At 40.2% G+C, this 14,983-nt stretch carries 11 protein-coding genes and 1 pseudogene; 8 read left to right on the forward strand and 4 right to left on the reverse strand.

Annotated features, from left to right (window positions below):
- Positions 1-120 precede the first annotated feature (120 nt).
- Positions 121-804, reverse strand: coding sequence for a response regulator transcription factor (locus tag A0J48_RS23545; RefSeq protein ID WP_200327019.1), 684 nt, complete (start codon positions 802-804; stop codon positions 121-123).
- A gap of 419 nt (positions 805-1,223) precedes the next feature.
- Between A0J48_RS23545 and smpB the strand changes: the two genes are divergently transcribed.
- Positions 1,224-1,691, forward strand: a complete 468-nt coding sequence (smpB, locus tag A0J48_RS23550) for an SsrA-binding protein SmpB (protein WP_200327020.1) — start codon at positions 1,224-1,226, stop codon at positions 1,689-1,691.
- Positions 1,692-2,038: 347 nt separating this feature from the next.
- Positions 2,039-2,317 (forward strand): WGxxGxxG family protein, encoded by a 279-nt coding sequence (locus A0J48_RS23555; protein WP_200327021.1) that lies wholly within the window; start codon positions 2,039-2,041, stop codon positions 2,315-2,317.
- 151 nt (positions 2,318-2,468) lie between these two features.
- Here A0J48_RS23555 and A0J48_RS23560 read toward each other — a convergent pair whose 3' ends face one another.
- Positions 2,469-3,884: an IctB family putative bicarbonate transporter gene (locus A0J48_RS23560; protein WP_200327029.1), complete on the reverse strand. Its 1,416-nt coding sequence runs from the start codon at positions 3,882-3,884 to the stop codon at positions 2,469-2,471.
- Between the two features lie 231 nt (positions 3,885-4,115).
- On the reverse strand, positions 4,116-5,663 hold the full coding sequence (locus tag A0J48_RS23565; RefSeq protein WP_200327022.1) for a GAF domain-containing sensor histidine kinase: 1,548 nt from the start codon (positions 5,661-5,663) through the stop codon (positions 4,116-4,118).
- Between the two features lie 507 nt (positions 5,664-6,170).
- On the opposite strand from A0J48_RS23565, the gene A0J48_RS23570 reads away from it, so the two are divergent.
- From A0J48_RS23570 to A0J48_RS23590, 5 genes are all read left to right on the forward strand, one after another.
- Positions 6,171-7,322, forward strand: coding sequence for a DegT/DnrJ/EryC1/StrS family aminotransferase (locus tag A0J48_RS23570; RefSeq protein WP_200327023.1), 1,152 nt, complete (start codon positions 6,171-6,173; stop codon positions 7,320-7,322).
- Between the two features lie 223 nt (positions 7,323-7,545).
- On the forward strand, positions 7,546-8,448 hold the full coding sequence (gene crtB / locus A0J48_RS23575) for a cyanoexosortase B (RefSeq protein WP_200327024.1): 903 nt from the start codon (positions 7,546-7,548) through the stop codon (positions 8,446-8,448).
- Between the two features lie 46 nt (positions 8,449-8,494).
- Positions 8,495-9,217, forward strand: a complete 723-nt coding sequence (locus tag A0J48_RS23580) for a cyanoexosortase B system-associated protein (RefSeq protein WP_200327025.1) — start codon at positions 8,495-8,497, stop codon at positions 9,215-9,217.
- A gap of 27 nt (positions 9,218-9,244) precedes the next feature.
- Positions 9,245-10,627 carry a polysaccharide biosynthesis/export family protein gene (locus tag A0J48_RS23585; RefSeq protein WP_200327026.1) on the forward strand — a complete coding sequence of 461 codons (1,383 nt, stop codon included), beginning with the start codon at positions 9,245-9,247 and terminating at the stop codon, positions 10,625-10,627.
- A gap of 280 nt (positions 10,628-10,907) precedes the next feature.
- Entirely contained in the window at positions 10,908-13,094 is a 2,187-nt protein-coding gene (locus A0J48_RS23590) for a GumC family protein (protein ID WP_200327027.1), read from the forward strand.
- A 477-nt stretch (positions 13,095-13,571) separates the two neighbouring features.
- Here the strand turns inward: A0J48_RS23590 and cofG are convergent, their stop codons facing one another.
- Positions 13,572-14,492 (reverse strand): 7,8-didemethyl-8-hydroxy-5-deazariboflavin synthase subunit CofG, encoded by a 921-nt coding sequence (gene cofG / locus A0J48_RS23595; RefSeq protein ID WP_200327028.1) that lies wholly within the window; start codon positions 14,490-14,492, stop codon positions 13,572-13,574.
- A 199-nt stretch (positions 14,493-14,691) separates the two neighbouring features.
- Here cofG and A0J48_RS23600 point away from each other — a divergent pair.
- Positions 14,692-14,983, forward strand: a pseudogene (locus A0J48_RS23600) (photosystem II q(b) protein); the annotation flags it as partial.

Genomic DNA, 14,983 nt, shown 5'->3' on the forward strand with positions numbered 1-14,983 from the left:
GTGGGGTGTGGGGTGTGGGGTGTGGAGGAAGAAGAGGCAGGGGCGGCAGCGGAAGCAGGGGAAGCAGGGGAAGCAAATTCTTACTCAGCACTCGGAACTCAGCACTCAGCACTCATCACTCTATTCCACCAGTCCGTGTTTCATTGCAAAACGCACAAGTTCGGCTCGATTACTCGTTGAAGTTTTTCTTAATAAACTGCTGACATACTTTTCTACTGTTCGCGGACTTAGGTGTAATTGATGACCCATATCGGCATTAGATAAGCCATGTGTTAATAATTCTAAAACTTCTTGTTCTCTGGTAGTTAGTGATAAGAGTAGTCCAGATGCCTGAATTTGAGTAGACAGGGAATGATAACTATCTCCTGATTTTGCAGCTATGGCAGGATCTAAATGCTCTTGATGCGAAAAGCGGTATTCTGATTGAATGATTTGCGATCGCTCTAGTAAATTCCGAATAGCTGCTGCCAATTCTTCTAATTCAAAAGGTTTAGGTAAGTATAAATCGCAGCCTGATTGATAACCGAGAATTCTTTCTTGGGTTTTAGTTCTTGCTGTTAACAAAATTACAGGTAATAACCTAAATTCAGGTTGTTGACGCACCCGACGCACCAGTTCATAGCCATTTAACCGTGGCATGACAATATCTGTGACAATTAAATCAGGATGATTCTCTTCTACCATAGCCAAAGCGTCTTGACCGTCATCAGCCATAATTACTGAATAACCAGACAGTTCAAGATAATCGCTAATGGACAGACGAGTACCCAGGTCGTCATCCACTACAAGGATTTTCAAGGCCATGAACAGTACACCCCTAGCATTTTTGTTTCCCAGCAATTTGCTTTTGATTAACACTACCAACAGACACTAGCAGTTATAGTGTTCTTATGTTTCATACTATGACAGGATTACCTACTAATGACTGCATCAGGGATGATTTATAAAGAAAATCTTAAATGCTTAGGAAGTCTTCATAAAAATTAATGTATAGCAGGAGTCAGGAGTCAGGAGTTAGGAGTAAAACTCTCTTGTAGTTGGAGTTTCATTATCAATTGATGTCCTAACCACCCTGTCCACAGCTGTAAATTCAAAGGATTAATAATGCTATAATTATGGATTGAATTAAATGTCAACCATGTTGGTTTGATTTGCTGATAATCAAACAGGCTAAAAAAGCTGCTTTTTTGAATCGGGGTTATTTAACACAAACAACATTTTCAATGAGTGACAAGAACGAAGGTTTTAAAGTTATTACCGACAATCGTCAAGCCCGTTATTTGTATGAAATCCTAGAAACCTACGAAGCGGGAATTCAGCTGACAGGCACTGAGGTAAAATCTATTCGTGCGGGTAAAGTTAATCTCCAAGATGGCTATGCGTTGATTCGGAATGGCGAAGCATGGCTGATCAATGCACACATTTCTCCATACACTTCTAGCGGTCAATATTTTAATCATGAACCGCGCCGCACACGCAAATTACTACTGCATCGTCAAGAACTCCGCAAGCTAATTGGTAAAGTAGAACAACAGGGTTTAACCCTAATCCCGTTAAAAATGTATCTGAAGCGGGGATGGGTAAAAGTGAGTATTGGCTTGGGTAAAGGTAAGAAAGTTCACGACAAGCGCGAAGATATTAAACGCCGTCAAGATCAGCGTGATATTCAAAGGGCTATGAAAAATTATTGAGATATCCGTATGGGTATGAATCTCCCGTTTGATGCCTGATAGCTGTCCACTTTTTACCGAAAAAATGGGTTTGAGGTTCCCCGTCCGGAGACGGCTTTCTGAATACAATAGTACAAACAGGCAGGGCATTGTCTGTTGGGCGAGATAGTGTAAGACGGTATAAAACTGCAACTGTTGTTTGAAAGAAAGAATATCCGCACTTTTAGGGCGGGTAGTATGTCAATGATTTAGATATACCTTCAGCCTGATTTATGAACAAACCTAGTTTATGGCTGTAGATTGATTAACCTGATTTTGGGAATAGATACAGTGGTGAATATCTGATTAAGGTATAAGGCACTTTCACAATGAAAAGTAATTTCACCAAAACTGTTGGCGCTGGAGTTCTCACTTTAAGTATAGGAATTTTACCTGTAAGTCTACCTGCACAAGCCCAAGTAACTGCACCGAGAACCGATGCTGTACCCAATAGGACTGTTTATAATGATCGCAATGATGTTAATTGGGGATGGCTAGGACTAATTGGTTTGTTAGGTCTAGCTGGTTTAGCAGGTAAAAAGCGTGAAGAAGAACCTACTCGTTATCGTGACCCCAATGCACCAGGGGCTACGAGTTACAGGGATTGATTTGAATTTTGGATTTTGGATTTTGGATTTTGGATTGGAGATACTGAGTGTGATTGGTTCGTGGCGATTTACGGAAAAATAGTCGATTGTCAGTAGAAATAATACTGACAACCAGACTTATCTGCCCAAAAATATCAAATGGTTGAAAAACTTAGTTAGCTGTGGGTTCTGGTTGAGGTTGATTTGTTGTTTGAGCTAAAGGTTTCCAGTAGCTGGCAACTAAAGCAACCATAAACCACCAGAGGGTATTAACTGCGGGACGATACCAGACAGTATCAACTGTGCCGTGAGCAAGCATTCCCAACAAAGTAGCGATCGCCCCAATTACCCAAAATCCCTCAACACTTCTTGATTGTCGCAACCGTTGTAATTGCATAAATGCTGTATTAAAGGTGACAATTATTAACCAGAGAAAACAAGCTAAACCCACAAAGCCCGTTTCCACAGCCACTTCTAGAAAAATTGAATAAGCACTTAAAGCAGTATACCGGGGTTGTTGGTAGAGAGGATAGACCTTGTTAAAAGAATGGTGTCCGGGACCAATACCAATAATTGGGCGATCGCCTATCATTCTAAAAACGGCATCCCAGACATTACGCCGAAAATTATTACTACTATCTTGACGGTCTGCAAAAATGCTGACAACCCGCAAACGTACAGGTTCAACAAAAATCACAGCCAGTACCAAGACCCCAATCACACCCCCCACAATCATTGGTAGTGACCAAGTACGCCAAAAAGGTGGCATTTCCACACTCCACCAATAAACCAACAATGCCATTCCGGTTAAAAGTGCCACCACTAAAGCGATCCAGCCTCCACGGCTATAAGTTAGAACCAAGCAGGCAGTATTGGCAACAAGCATTGTTACAGCTAAAGCTTTTTTGATCCAACCTTGCCAAGCAAAAATCGCCACCAAGCTCAAAACTACAGCGGGTAGAAGATATCCTGCGAGTAAATTGGGATTACCCAAATAGCTGTAAACCCTTGTAGTTTTGGAGAGAGGAGACTCTGGATCAACCCAAGTTGCCAATGCTTTTGCACCAAAAAACCATTGCCTGATGCCATATACACTGACAATCAGCGATATATGTAAATAAAGAGTAATCAGCCAAGACCGGATGCGGGAGAACCTCAGTACCCTAGCACAAACAGTAAACAGCAATAAATAGAGTGTTAACGTTGCTAAATCATTTAATGCTGCTTTTTTCACTGGTGATAAAGCAGTAGCGATCGCCGCAACTCCCCAATAAAGTAATACTAGTAAATGGATAGGTGTAACAGAAGCTACATCTAGGGAAATTTTGTCATCGGATAAAGTTAGCAACAGCCAAAACCCAATAGTAGCCACCAATAACACCAGTATCAGACTACTGGAGACAAAAGGCGCAAAAGCATATACTAAACTAAGCAGAGCAGCCGCTATTGTATCTCCCCACTGCATCAAAATACTGGTTTGCCGCCAAGGACGTAACAATCCAACCATAAACCCATGCAGGTAACTAGTAGACAGATATTCTTTCAGCGGTAGAGAGGATAAAGTCAATCTTTGCCAAACTAAATTCATAACCAACGTTGTCACCAATTAGCACATATTATTTTCACAACTTGGTCTTAATGGTAATTGGTAATTGGTAATTGGTGATGCAATGAAAGGATTTTGGATTTTGGATTTTGGATTGTTTTGAGCAATTTCAATCTAAAATCTAAAATCTAAAATTTTCTTGCCAGTCACCTGTCACCTGTCACCTGTCACCTGTCACCTGTCACCTGTCACCTGTCACCTATTTACTAGCTATCATGAGACATCATTGATAATTTCCGGGGTAGTTGTCGATTGCAGTGGCAAAGAAATCACATAACGGTATCCTGATTCTGATGAACCTTGAATAGAAATTTTTCCTCCGTGTAGTTCTGCTAGTTGACAGCTAAGTAACAAACCTAATTTTTCACGAGACAGATGACCCATAGCATTGCCTAAATCTGGATTTGAACTATCAACGGAGATTTCTGAAGACTCATCTCTCAAAGTTACTGACTGGTGCAGTATATCAGGCAAAAGCTCCTGATTTTCTGGATGAATATTGTACTTGCCTCTGTCACTCAATATTTCCAGAATTGATAAAGAATCGAGGCGGAAGTAAGAGTCAATCTCAGTGACTCCATCTGCTAACCAGGGATGCGAAACCCAAACAATAATAGAGACTGAATCTTCTTTGTAAGAAACGTGAACTCTCACAATACTACCTGTAGCAGAAAGTTGAATGACACTAAATAGCAGGTGATAAATTATCTGTCGTACCTTATCTTTATCCAGATAGTAGATCCGATTGCGTCCTGGTTCTATGGATAGACGAATATCTTGTTCTCGACGTACAGCTATTTCTGACAGAGTATTGATAGCTTGTTGACATAACATTTCCAGATCAACAGGAACTAAATTCAACTCATTTGAAGTGTCACTTAATGTTCCTAATTCAGTAATTTCATTGACTAGAGAAAGTAAATATCTTCCACTGTGTTGAATAATTTCTAAATATTCTCGCTGTTTAGTTGTTAAAGGCCCATAAATCTCTCTTCCCAGCACACTAGCCATGCCCATTACAGAGGTTAAAGGAGTACGCAACTCTTGAGTTAACTGTCCTAATAGTTCTAGTTTAATTTGCTGTGTCGAATTAGAAACTGGTTCTAAAATAGGTGGGGCAATTCTTAAATCAATTATCTGTTCTTCTGGGAATGGTAAGCTAGGAATATTTTTACTAATGCTTTTTTGTAATTTTCCTTGTAACAATTGGTTACGCTCAAATTCACTCATGCACCAACGAGCAATAATTTGCAAAAACTCAATGTCTCTGTCGGTAAAATTGCGTGGCTTGCGATCCATCACTGCCAATGAACCCAAGCAATACCCAGAAGCATCAATTAATGGCGCTCCTAAATAGGAACGAATGCCATAATTTTGTACTAACTTACTAGCGCAGATTTGTGTATTAGCGATATCTGTTGTATCAGGAATAACTACTACTTGTAAATTTTCTACTACTTGGGTGCAAAAAGATTCCCTACGTAACAATTGACGGTTTTGTGCTAGATCATTCATCAATCCTAATCTTGATAAACCCACCGATGATTTGAACCAGTGAATTTCCTGATCTATAAATCCTAAAATGCAAATTTCTGTGGCTAAGAAATGGGCAGCAGTTTGAGTGGCTTCTTCAAAGATAGGAATTGTTTCTGGCTCACGCAAACCTAGTCCAGACAATACTTTAAGGCGCTTTTGTTCTTTTGTTTCTAGAGAGTTCCAACCATCATCCGGGGCAAATAGTTTATTTTCAGGCTCTATCATTACCATCGTTACCTTAATACTTCCTACATACAGTTATACCGTCAGTGATGTAACCGCTTTGATGAGGTTACTATTTCCTATTGTTTAGGATTCCCCAATTTCATCTCCAATCAACAAGTTTGGTAAAAAATTTTTACCTATTTCTTGAAGTTAGTGATAGAGGATCTCAAATTTATAAAATACTGGTGCTGATATTTTAAATGAATTCAGGATTTTTACATAGTAATCCTATCTGATTAGGACTTATGCAAGGGAAACGAGAAATCAGGGGTTTGGGGTGGGTATTGAGCATTTGACATTGGAAAATAAATCAACTCTGGCCTATTTCCTTCTTTACGAATTACGTTCGCGTAGCGTGCCGGAGGCACTATTACGAATTACGTTCGCGCAGCGTGCCGGAGGCACTATTACGAATTACGAGTTACGAATTTCCTTTTTCCCTGCTTAAACTAGATAAGTAGCAACTTGAGTTACTTAAATTTTGATACTACCTATCTAAAAAACCCAATGATGATTAAAGTTCCTTTTGTAGACCTAAATTTACAACATCAGCCAATTCAAACTCAATTGCAACAAGCTATTGAGGATGTATTAGTAAAAGGAGATTTTATTTTAGGACAAGCTGTAGCAGATTTTGAGACTGCGTTTGCAGTAGCATCTGGTACACAATATGGAATTGGTGTGGCATCTGGAACCGATGCGATCGCCCTTGGTCTACAAGCTTGTAACATCGGTGCTGGAGATGAAGTAATTTTACCAGCTAATACTTTTATTGCCACATTGATTGGTGTAGTCAGTGCTGGGGCTAAACCGATTTTAGTAGATTGCGATCCCACAACAGCCTTAATTGACCTACAAGCGGCTGCTAAAGCTATTACCCCCCAAACCAAAGCTATTATTCCCGTACATCTCTATGGGCAAATGGTGTCTCCAAGTCAATTATTAGACTTTGCTAATACGCACAAAATTTTAATTTTTGAGGATGCAGCCCAAGCACACCTGGCAGAAAGAGAAGGATATCGTGCTGGTTCTGTGGGTATAGCCGCAGCCTTTAGCTTTTATCCTAGTAAGAATTTAGGAGCTTTAGGAGATGGAGGGATGGTAGTCACAGGAGATCCGGAGGTAGCGACAAAAATGCGCCGGTTGCGGAATTATGGCTCATCTCAAAAGTATGTGCATATTGAACCTGGTACTAATAGCCGCTTAGATACCTTGCAAGCAGCAGTATTACACCAAAAATTACCCTATTTATCTCAGTGGAATAGCGATCGCCTGACCATTGCCCAGAGGTATGATAGAGAACTAGCACCTCTAGCTTCTGTTGGTATTATTCCCATGTCCAACCAAAGCGGTACAGGACACATATATCATCTTTATGTCATCAAAATTGATGATTCCTGTCCTATTCAGCGTCAACAACTACAAAAACAATTGACAGATGTAGGAATTCAAACTGGCATTCATTACCCAATTCCTTGCCATTTTCAACCAGCATTCACTTACTTAGGTTATCAACAAGGAGACTTTCCCCAATCAGAAAAGTTATGCCAACAAATCTTATCCTTGCCCATGTACCCTGGTTTAAACAATAGCCAAATCCAAGAAGTTGTTACTGCTATTTCTGCAAGTATCACTAACAGGACTTACGCACAGAATTGATTGGTGATGGCTGGGTGTAGGGTGTAGGGTGTAGGGTGTAGGGTGTAGGGTTTTTACCTTTCATTCACCTATCCTACGAAAACGTTATTTTTTCGTTCTTTTGCGTAATTCCTAACTAATAACGTAAATTGATAGTCATTAAACTTTGATAGTCAAGAAACAAAGTTTTTAAAGTTTGAATTTTGAATCTTGAATCTTGAATTTTGAATTTTGAATTAAAACTATGGCACTCACACAACAAATTAAAAAGTACAACACAATCCAATTGTTAAATTTAGGAATTTTGGTCACTGTGCTTTTGCTTTATGCTCCTATATTGTTGCATTGGGTAGATGGTTGGTTGTACAAAAGTATCAGCATAGAACATGAATATTTTAGTCACGGCGTGATTGGTATACCTTATGCTGGCTATTTGACTTGGACAAATCGGAAACAGTGGCAACGTCTACCGAATACTAATCATCCTATTAGCATTGCCTTCTTCATTATAGGTGTAATATTTTACCTCAGTGGTGTGGCTGAATGGGTGAATCTTTCATTACCCATCATCCTGTCAGGATTATGCTTATGGTTTAAGGGAATTCCCGGCTTAAGATTGCAAGGATTTCCTCTCTTATTAGTATTTTTAGCAACACCGACAGCATTACCTTACTTAATTGCTCCCTATACCTTTCCCCTCCAAAGTTTTATTGCTGGTACGGCAGCCTTTATCCTCAATCAGTTTGGCATGAATGTTGTGGTAGATGGAATCAACTTATACGTGGGTGGACGAATTGTGGAAGTAGCCCCCTATTGTGCCGGATTGAAAATGTTGTTTACTACTGTTTATGTGGGTTTGATGCTACTTTATTGGACAGAAGCCTTATCTTCACGGCGCATAACTTTAAGTTTTTTATCCATTGCCGTCCTCATCAGTGTAACTGCTAATATCATTCGTAACACTTTCTTGACCTTATTTCACGGTACTGGTAACGAGGGAGCTTTTAAATGGCTACATGACGGTTGGGGAGGGGATGTCTATTCTGGTTGTATGCTGTTATTACTGATACCTTTGCTGAATTCGCTCAATAGCTATTTTTCAGACGCACCAGCAATGCCGTTAAATGAGGAAACACAAGAGGTATAAACAAGGGTGTAGGATATAAAGAATTAAGTGATTAAACGGACATGATATGAGTTCTTTATCCAAATTGTTCCAGGAAAAGCAAAGGAGTCAGGTAGTCGTGCTGATATTACTACTACTGCTGTTAGTAGTGGGGGCAGTTCCTGGATACCTAACGGGAAAATGGCCGTGGCAGCAGCCACCATCAGTTGCTAAACTCAATCAATTGAAAAATATCCGTAAAGTGGGGTTAAATATTCCTGATTGGCAAACTATTCAACAGTCAGAATCACAAATTGGTGAACATAAATGGTCTTTGCAGATACTCAAACAAAAAGATCCAGCAAATGAAGCTATACTACTGCTGCTACCACAAAATGGTCCGCGAGATCAACCAGAAGTAGAATGGATAGATGTGAGTGGGTGGGGGAAAACAACTTGGGGAAAGTGGGATATGGCTCAATATCGTACTGCCGAATTTACTGTCAAAAAACCTGCCAGCCAAGAGTTAAATAGCACCACAAAAGTCCAGTCAAGATTTTTTCGGGCTACGACACAAAAACAAACTTTTGCTGTCTTACAATGGTACGCGATGCCAAATGAGGGAACTATATCACCTGTCAGATGGTTTGTATCAGACCAAGTGGCACAGTGGCAAAAAAAGCGTGTACCTTGGGTGGCTGTAAGTATTTTAATGCCTATGGAGTCTTTCGGAGAAGCAGAAACAAATTGGTCAAAGCTTCAGTCTTTGGGTGAAAAAGTGCAAACTGAATTGATGTCAGTAGCTTTATAAAGTATTTTATTTAACAAAATTGCATCAATGTTTATAGCATTCAATTCTCATCAACGTGCATTCAGCGCCTTGTTTTTTGTCTCTCTTCAGGTCAGTGTGGGATTGATCACCTCCATGCAACCTGTTTTAGCACAAGCATTACCATCTGTAGAACCATCTCCAGTAGAATTTCCGACACCACCAGCTAGTATTCAGGAAGTATCTCCCAGTGCAAAGGAAGAAAGTTCAGCACTATTTGATCGCTATTTCTTGGATGTGGGAGATTCAATTAGCGTGGTTGTTCAGCGTCCTCCTGGACCATACCGTTTAGGAATTGGAGATACTATTAGTGTGACAGTGCAGCGATTTCCAGATTTAAGTTTTCAAGCCACAATTAATCTAGAAGGAAATATTGTTGTCCCTTTACTGGGAGTTATATCTCTACGAGGCTTGAGTTTGCCAGAAGCAAAAGCAAAAATTCGCTCTAGTTTAAATCGTTATGTAATTGAACCAGATATATTGTTATCACTAGCTGGGGAACGTCCAAATTTAAGTTTCTCAGCTTTAATTGGTCAAGACGGCAATATACTTGTCCCCCAAGTGGGGCAACTATTTATCAAAGGTTTAAGTTTGGAAGCCGCTCAGGAAAAAATTGCCTCCGCGTTAAGTTCTATTACTACTGATACTGTAGCAGTATCCTTATCACAACCGCGTCCAGCGCAAATTACAATTACTGGAGAAGTTTTTCGTCCAGGAATTTATGCTGCTGGGGCAGGAACGGCACGCATTACGGATATTTTACCCTTAGCTGGTGGTACAACTCTAACAGCAGATTTACGAGAAATCCAAGTACGTCGTCAGCTCAATGATGGTTCTATAGTTTCACAAAATATTAACTTATATGCTTCCTTGCAAAATGGTGGTTTACTGCCTAAATTGCGCTTACGAGATGGGGATGCAATCATTGTTCCTCGTCGTGAACTGGGTACAGATGACGGTTATGATCGCAAATTGGTAGCACGCTCAAATTTAGTTGTACCCCAGATTAAAGTCCGAATTTTAAACTATACTGCGGGAGGAATTATTACTCAATCTTTGCCCAGTGGTAGTACCTTTATAGATATTTTGGGAGGTGTTAGCCTCAGCACTGCTAATCTTCGGGATATTGCTTTAGTTCGCTTTGACCCGGAACAAGGTAAGGCGGTGACTCAAAGACTTGATGGAAAAAAGGTGTTGGCTGGTGATGTTTCTCAAAATGTAGCACTTCAAGATAATGATGTGATTGTTGTTGGCCGAAACCTGATTGGTAAACTTCAAAATCTACTTACTACTATTACTCAACCATACTTTAATGTACAATCATTTTTGCAATTTTTTCAGAACTTTGGTAATGGTTTGTTTGGTAGTGGTTCAAATTCAAATTCAAATTAAATAGGGAAGTATTCAAAAATCATTATTTAAACTAGAAGTAGCTGAGATTTAATAACATTATGAATGTTGCTTATTGACGAATAAATAATATGATTATTTGCAGTAATTAGGGGTAATTTTAACAAAGGCAGGAGGCATGATATACAGCAGATTGGAGATCAATAAGGTACAGAATCTAAACTCAAAGCTGGACAACAAGCCAGTTTTACTCCTAACTCCTGAATTCTGCTGTATTGTTACCTGCTGTCAATATTAAACACGATATAACAAATTAAGTGCTATGACACCACCAATTGTTAAAAAATATCTTATTTCTTTTGAAAAATATAAATGGATTGGTCTTGCTAGTTTTGGTTTAGTAGTAGCTGGATCAACAATTGTGGCTATACAACCAGAACCACCAGTTACCTATCTAATAGAAGGGGCTGTATCATACAATGCTCCACCAATTTCTTTCTCAAAAACAGCTAGTGATATTCAGCAACAGGGTCAAGATATAACAGAAGAAGTTTTACTATCAGAACAAGTTATTCAGAAGGTAGCAGACAAAGTAAAAGTTAAACCAAAAACAATTCGTTCAAGTGTGAAAATTGCTCTACCGAAGAAAACTAAATCTGGAAAATTGGAAAGTTCAATCATACCGATTTATTATTCAGATAGTGATGCCAACAGAGGCAGAGATGTAGTGGTAGAATTGATGAAAGCAATGGTGCAGTTGAGTGGTGACATTAACACCGGTCGATTGAAAGCCATTATGAACAAAATTAATGAGCTTTTGCCACAGACCAAGAAAGAACTACAAGCAGCTGAAAATAAACTAGAAGAATTTGATCGTCGGGAGAGTCCAGCCATTGTAGAAGCAGAAAATGGTAGTTTACTGAGTGGGATTAGTAGTAGTAAAATACAACAAAGAGAAATTAAATTCACTATTGCTGGAATTGATGCTCAAATTCGCTCTTTAGAAAATAAGTTAGGTTTAACAGTAGGTCAGGCTTATGTTTCCTCAGCGTTGAGTGCTGATCCTATTATTGCTAACTTGCGATCGCAAATTTATCAAACAGAGTCACAAATTGCAGTGTTGAGAAAAGATTTGCGGCCTGAACATCCGACAATGATTCAGCTGCAACGGCAAAAAGAAGCTTCTGAAGAATTACTGCAACAACGTGCAAATGAGGTTTTAGGTGGTGGCGGCATGGCTGCTCCGATACGAGGTAATGTTACAGGTATTCGCACTCAAAGTAGTTTAGATCCCACACGACAGGCGTTAGCAAATCAAATGGTGGCTCTGCAAACCCAGCGTGAAACCTTGGAACAACAACTCAAACAGCTAATTCAACAGGAAGCGCAATTACGTCGAGAATCTGCTCTCATACCCAATAAGCAGTTAGAGCGATCGCGTTTGGAACAAACTTTAAGCATTAAAAAAGCTCTGTATGACCAAATGCAGGCCAAGCTCACCGATGCTCAATCCGCAGAAGCAGAAACTGTGACTAGTCTCAGTTTGGCCAAACCACCAACATCCACACCTATAGTTCCTAAACCCAAGAGCGTACCTGCCACCTTGGCTATTGGCGGTTTCTTGGGTGCTGTAATTGGTGGAGGGGTGATATTTTTGTTGGGTTCACTGGAAGGAACTTTCAAAACCAAAGAAGATATTCGGGAAAGCCTCAAGCAGCGGGATGTACTACTGCTGGGAGAATTGCCCTTGATCCCAGTTGATGATTTACAAGCAGAAGCCTTACCAGCATTACTTTCTCCAGATTCTCCTTATTTAGAGTTTTATGAGAAGTTTCGCAGTAATTTGCGCCGCATTGGAGGTAACGACGTAAAAGTAATCTTGATTACTAGTGTCAGTAGTCAAGAAGGTAAGACACTGAGTGCTTATAACCTGGGGATAGCTTCTGCAATGGCTGGCAAAAGAACCTTGATTATCGAAACAGATTTGCGATCGCCCTCCCGTGCTGGATCTTTGAATGTTGCTCCTGATTCCTATGCTACTCTTGAACCACTGCTCTATTATTCCAGCTTGAGTGAGTGTATTCGTTTAGTTCCTGAAGTAGAAAATTTATACATTGTTCCTAGTGCCGGACCAGTGCGACAATCCGCTGCGATTATTGAATCCAGTGAAATGCGCCGCTTGATAGAAGATGCTCGTCAACGTTACGATTTAGTTATTTTAGACACTAATCCCCTCAGCACTTCCAATGATCCATTATTAATCCAACCCTATAGTGATGGTCTAGTGTTGGTAGCGCGACCTCACTATACACAAGAAAATATGCTCACTGAAGCCATTGATCAATTAGTGGAAGGTGAGTTAGGGCTGTTAGGAGCTATTATTAATGGTGCTGATATCAAAGTTTCTGCACCTCAAGCAGTGGAAGAATTACATACTCCCATACCTGATCTAGACCTGGAAGTAATTCATCAAACAGAAGATATATCAACTATTTTCGGTAAAAATTAGGCGAGAAGTCCTCGATTTTGGATTGAGCAAGCCGTTGGGGGTGTAGGGTGTGGGGTGTGGGGTGTGGGGTGTAGGGTTTTTTCATGACTAACTCTACTATCAACTCAAGCATTATCTCGGCTTATTTACAGCAGTTTTCATGTATTTGTACCACATCCTTCTTGTTATCTTCCTTTCTTCCTTTGCGCCTTTGCGTCTTGGCGTGAGATTAAAAAATGTGGTTCATTTACCTGAAAATCGCTGTAAGCTTGACGGGGGTATAACAACCTCATAACTTGATATCAGATGAGCAAAAAATCCGCGATTTTTTTGGGTGTTTGCCACTCTAAACCCTTTACCTATCTTGGTTTTACCTTGCTTGTCGCCCCCTGAACCAACAACCTTTGCCATACAAGCCCCGTCTTTTCAGAACGCGAGCGTCCTTGGGAGTTCAAGCTCCGTCCAAGCCTGTCTTCCCTACACCCTACCCCCTACCCCCTACACCCTGTTCTCTATAAACTGAGGATACACAGGCAACCGTGGCACTAACTCCCACCCCGCAGGTTGTAAAATTTCTCTTAATCTCTGTTCCTGCAAATGGGGATAGTCAGGGTTAACTTCATCTTTTGGACCTATTCCCCCCAAATCTCTAGCACCTGCATCTAAACAAGCCAGTAACCAATTTTCATCTTTAACTAAATTAGGCGGAATTTGAATTGTAATATCTGCGGGTAAAATTTCCCTTGCTTTAGCTATGACTCGCGGTAGTTGATGGGGATTAAAAGGTTCTGCGTCAAAGGTTTGCTGACTTCCCGGACTGTGGGGTTGCAAAATCACTTCTTGTATATGTTGGTAGCGTTGATGCAAATCAGAAATAGCTGCTAGAGTTTCCCACCAATCTTCCTCAGTTTCCCCTATCCCCAAAAGTAAACCAGTTGTAAAGGGAATTTGTAACTCTCCCGCCCATTGTAATTGTTGTAAACGCACTTGGGGTAGTTTACTGGGTGCATGGCGATGGACAGTATTTAATAAATTGGGTGTCAACTGTTCCAACATCAACCCCATCGAAGCATTAACATTTTTCAACTTTTCCATTTCCGCAAAGCTCAGTGGTCCGGCATTAGTATGGGGTAAAAATCCCATTGCCAAAGCTAAGGCACATAAATCATAAATAAGCTGAAACCAAGCTTCACGCCTAGATGATTGGGGATGAACTTCACCGCTGAGAATGAGGATTTCACAGACATTTTGATTTTTTAACGGTAATAAAATATCTTCTGCTTGAGCCAAGGTCATCCAAGAATGTGAACCAGGTTCAGCACGGAAGTTGCAGTAACTACAGCGATTAAAACATTCATAAGTTGGAACAAGAGTATATGCCGGGCTGTAAGTAACGATTTTTTGGCTAAATGAGAACATTTTTACTATCTAGGGAATATGTTTACAAAAAAATATCAGGCTGAAAACCTTACTATATCTAGGTTTTATCGTTAAGCGAGAAAAATATTAAAAAATATTACGCAAACCCCTTTACAAATCGAAATATTTTGCTTAATATAAATTCATGAGGTAGAAACACCTACCAAAACATACATAAGTAAAAAGCAATTATAAACACATGACCACAGTCATCCAGCAGCGCCAAAGCGCCAACGTCTGGGATCGCTTCTGCGAATTCATTACCAGCACCAACAACCGCCTATACATCGGCTGGTTCGGTGTATTAATGATCCCCACCCTGTTAGCAGCTACTACTTGCTTCATCATTGCGTTTATCGCAGCGCCTCCCGTTGACATCGACGGTATCCGCGAACCAGTTGCAGGTTCTTTGATCTACGGAAACAACATCATCTCCGGTGCAGTTGTTCCTTCTTCTAACGCTATCGGTTTGCACTTCTACCCCATTTGGG

The sequence above is a fragment of the Sphaerospermopsis aphanizomenoides BCCUSP55 genome (assembly GCF_001586785.1).
In the GTDB taxonomy this organism is placed as follows: Bacteria; Cyanobacteriota; Cyanobacteriia; order Cyanobacteriales; family Nostocaceae; genus Sphaerospermopsis_A; species Sphaerospermopsis_A aphanizomenoides_A.

Bases quoted from the DNA above. Each gene is read 5' to 3' on its own strand.
- A0J48_RS23545 (WP_200327019.1), bottom strand. From the start codon at position 804: ATGGCCTTGAAAATCCTTGTAGTGGATGACGACCTGGGTACTCGTCTG.
- smpB (WP_200327020.1), top strand. From the start codon at position 1,224: ATGAGTGACAAGAACGAAGGTTTTAAAGTTATTACCGACAATCGTCAA.
- A0J48_RS23555 (WP_200327021.1), top strand. From the start codon at position 2,039: ATGAAAAGTAATTTCACCAAAACTGTTGGCGCTGGAGTTCTCACTTTA.
- A0J48_RS23560 (WP_200327029.1), bottom strand. From the start codon at position 3,884: ATGAATTTAGTTTGGCAAAGATTGACTTTATCCTCTCTACCGCTGAAA.
- A0J48_RS23565 (WP_200327022.1), bottom strand. From the start codon at position 5,663: ATGATAGAGCCTGAAAATAAACTATTTGCCCCGGATGATGGTTGGAAC.
- A0J48_RS23570 (WP_200327023.1), top strand. From the start codon at position 6,171: ATGATGATTAAAGTTCCTTTTGTAGACCTAAATTTACAACATCAGCCA.
- crtB (WP_200327024.1), top strand. From the start codon at position 7,546: ATGGCACTCACACAACAAATTAAAAAGTACAACACAATCCAATTGTTA.
- A0J48_RS23580 (WP_200327025.1), top strand. From the start codon at position 8,495: ATGAGTTCTTTATCCAAATTGTTCCAGGAAAAGCAAAGGAGTCAGGTA.
- A0J48_RS23585 (WP_200327026.1), top strand. From the start codon at position 9,245: ATGTTTATAGCATTCAATTCTCATCAACGTGCATTCAGCGCCTTGTTT.
- A0J48_RS23590 (WP_200327027.1), top strand. From the start codon at position 10,908: ATGACACCACCAATTGTTAAAAAATATCTTATTTCTTTTGAAAAATAT.
- cofG (WP_200327028.1), bottom strand. From the start codon at position 14,492: ATGTTCTCATTTAGCCAAAAAATCGTTACTTACAGCCCGGCATATACT.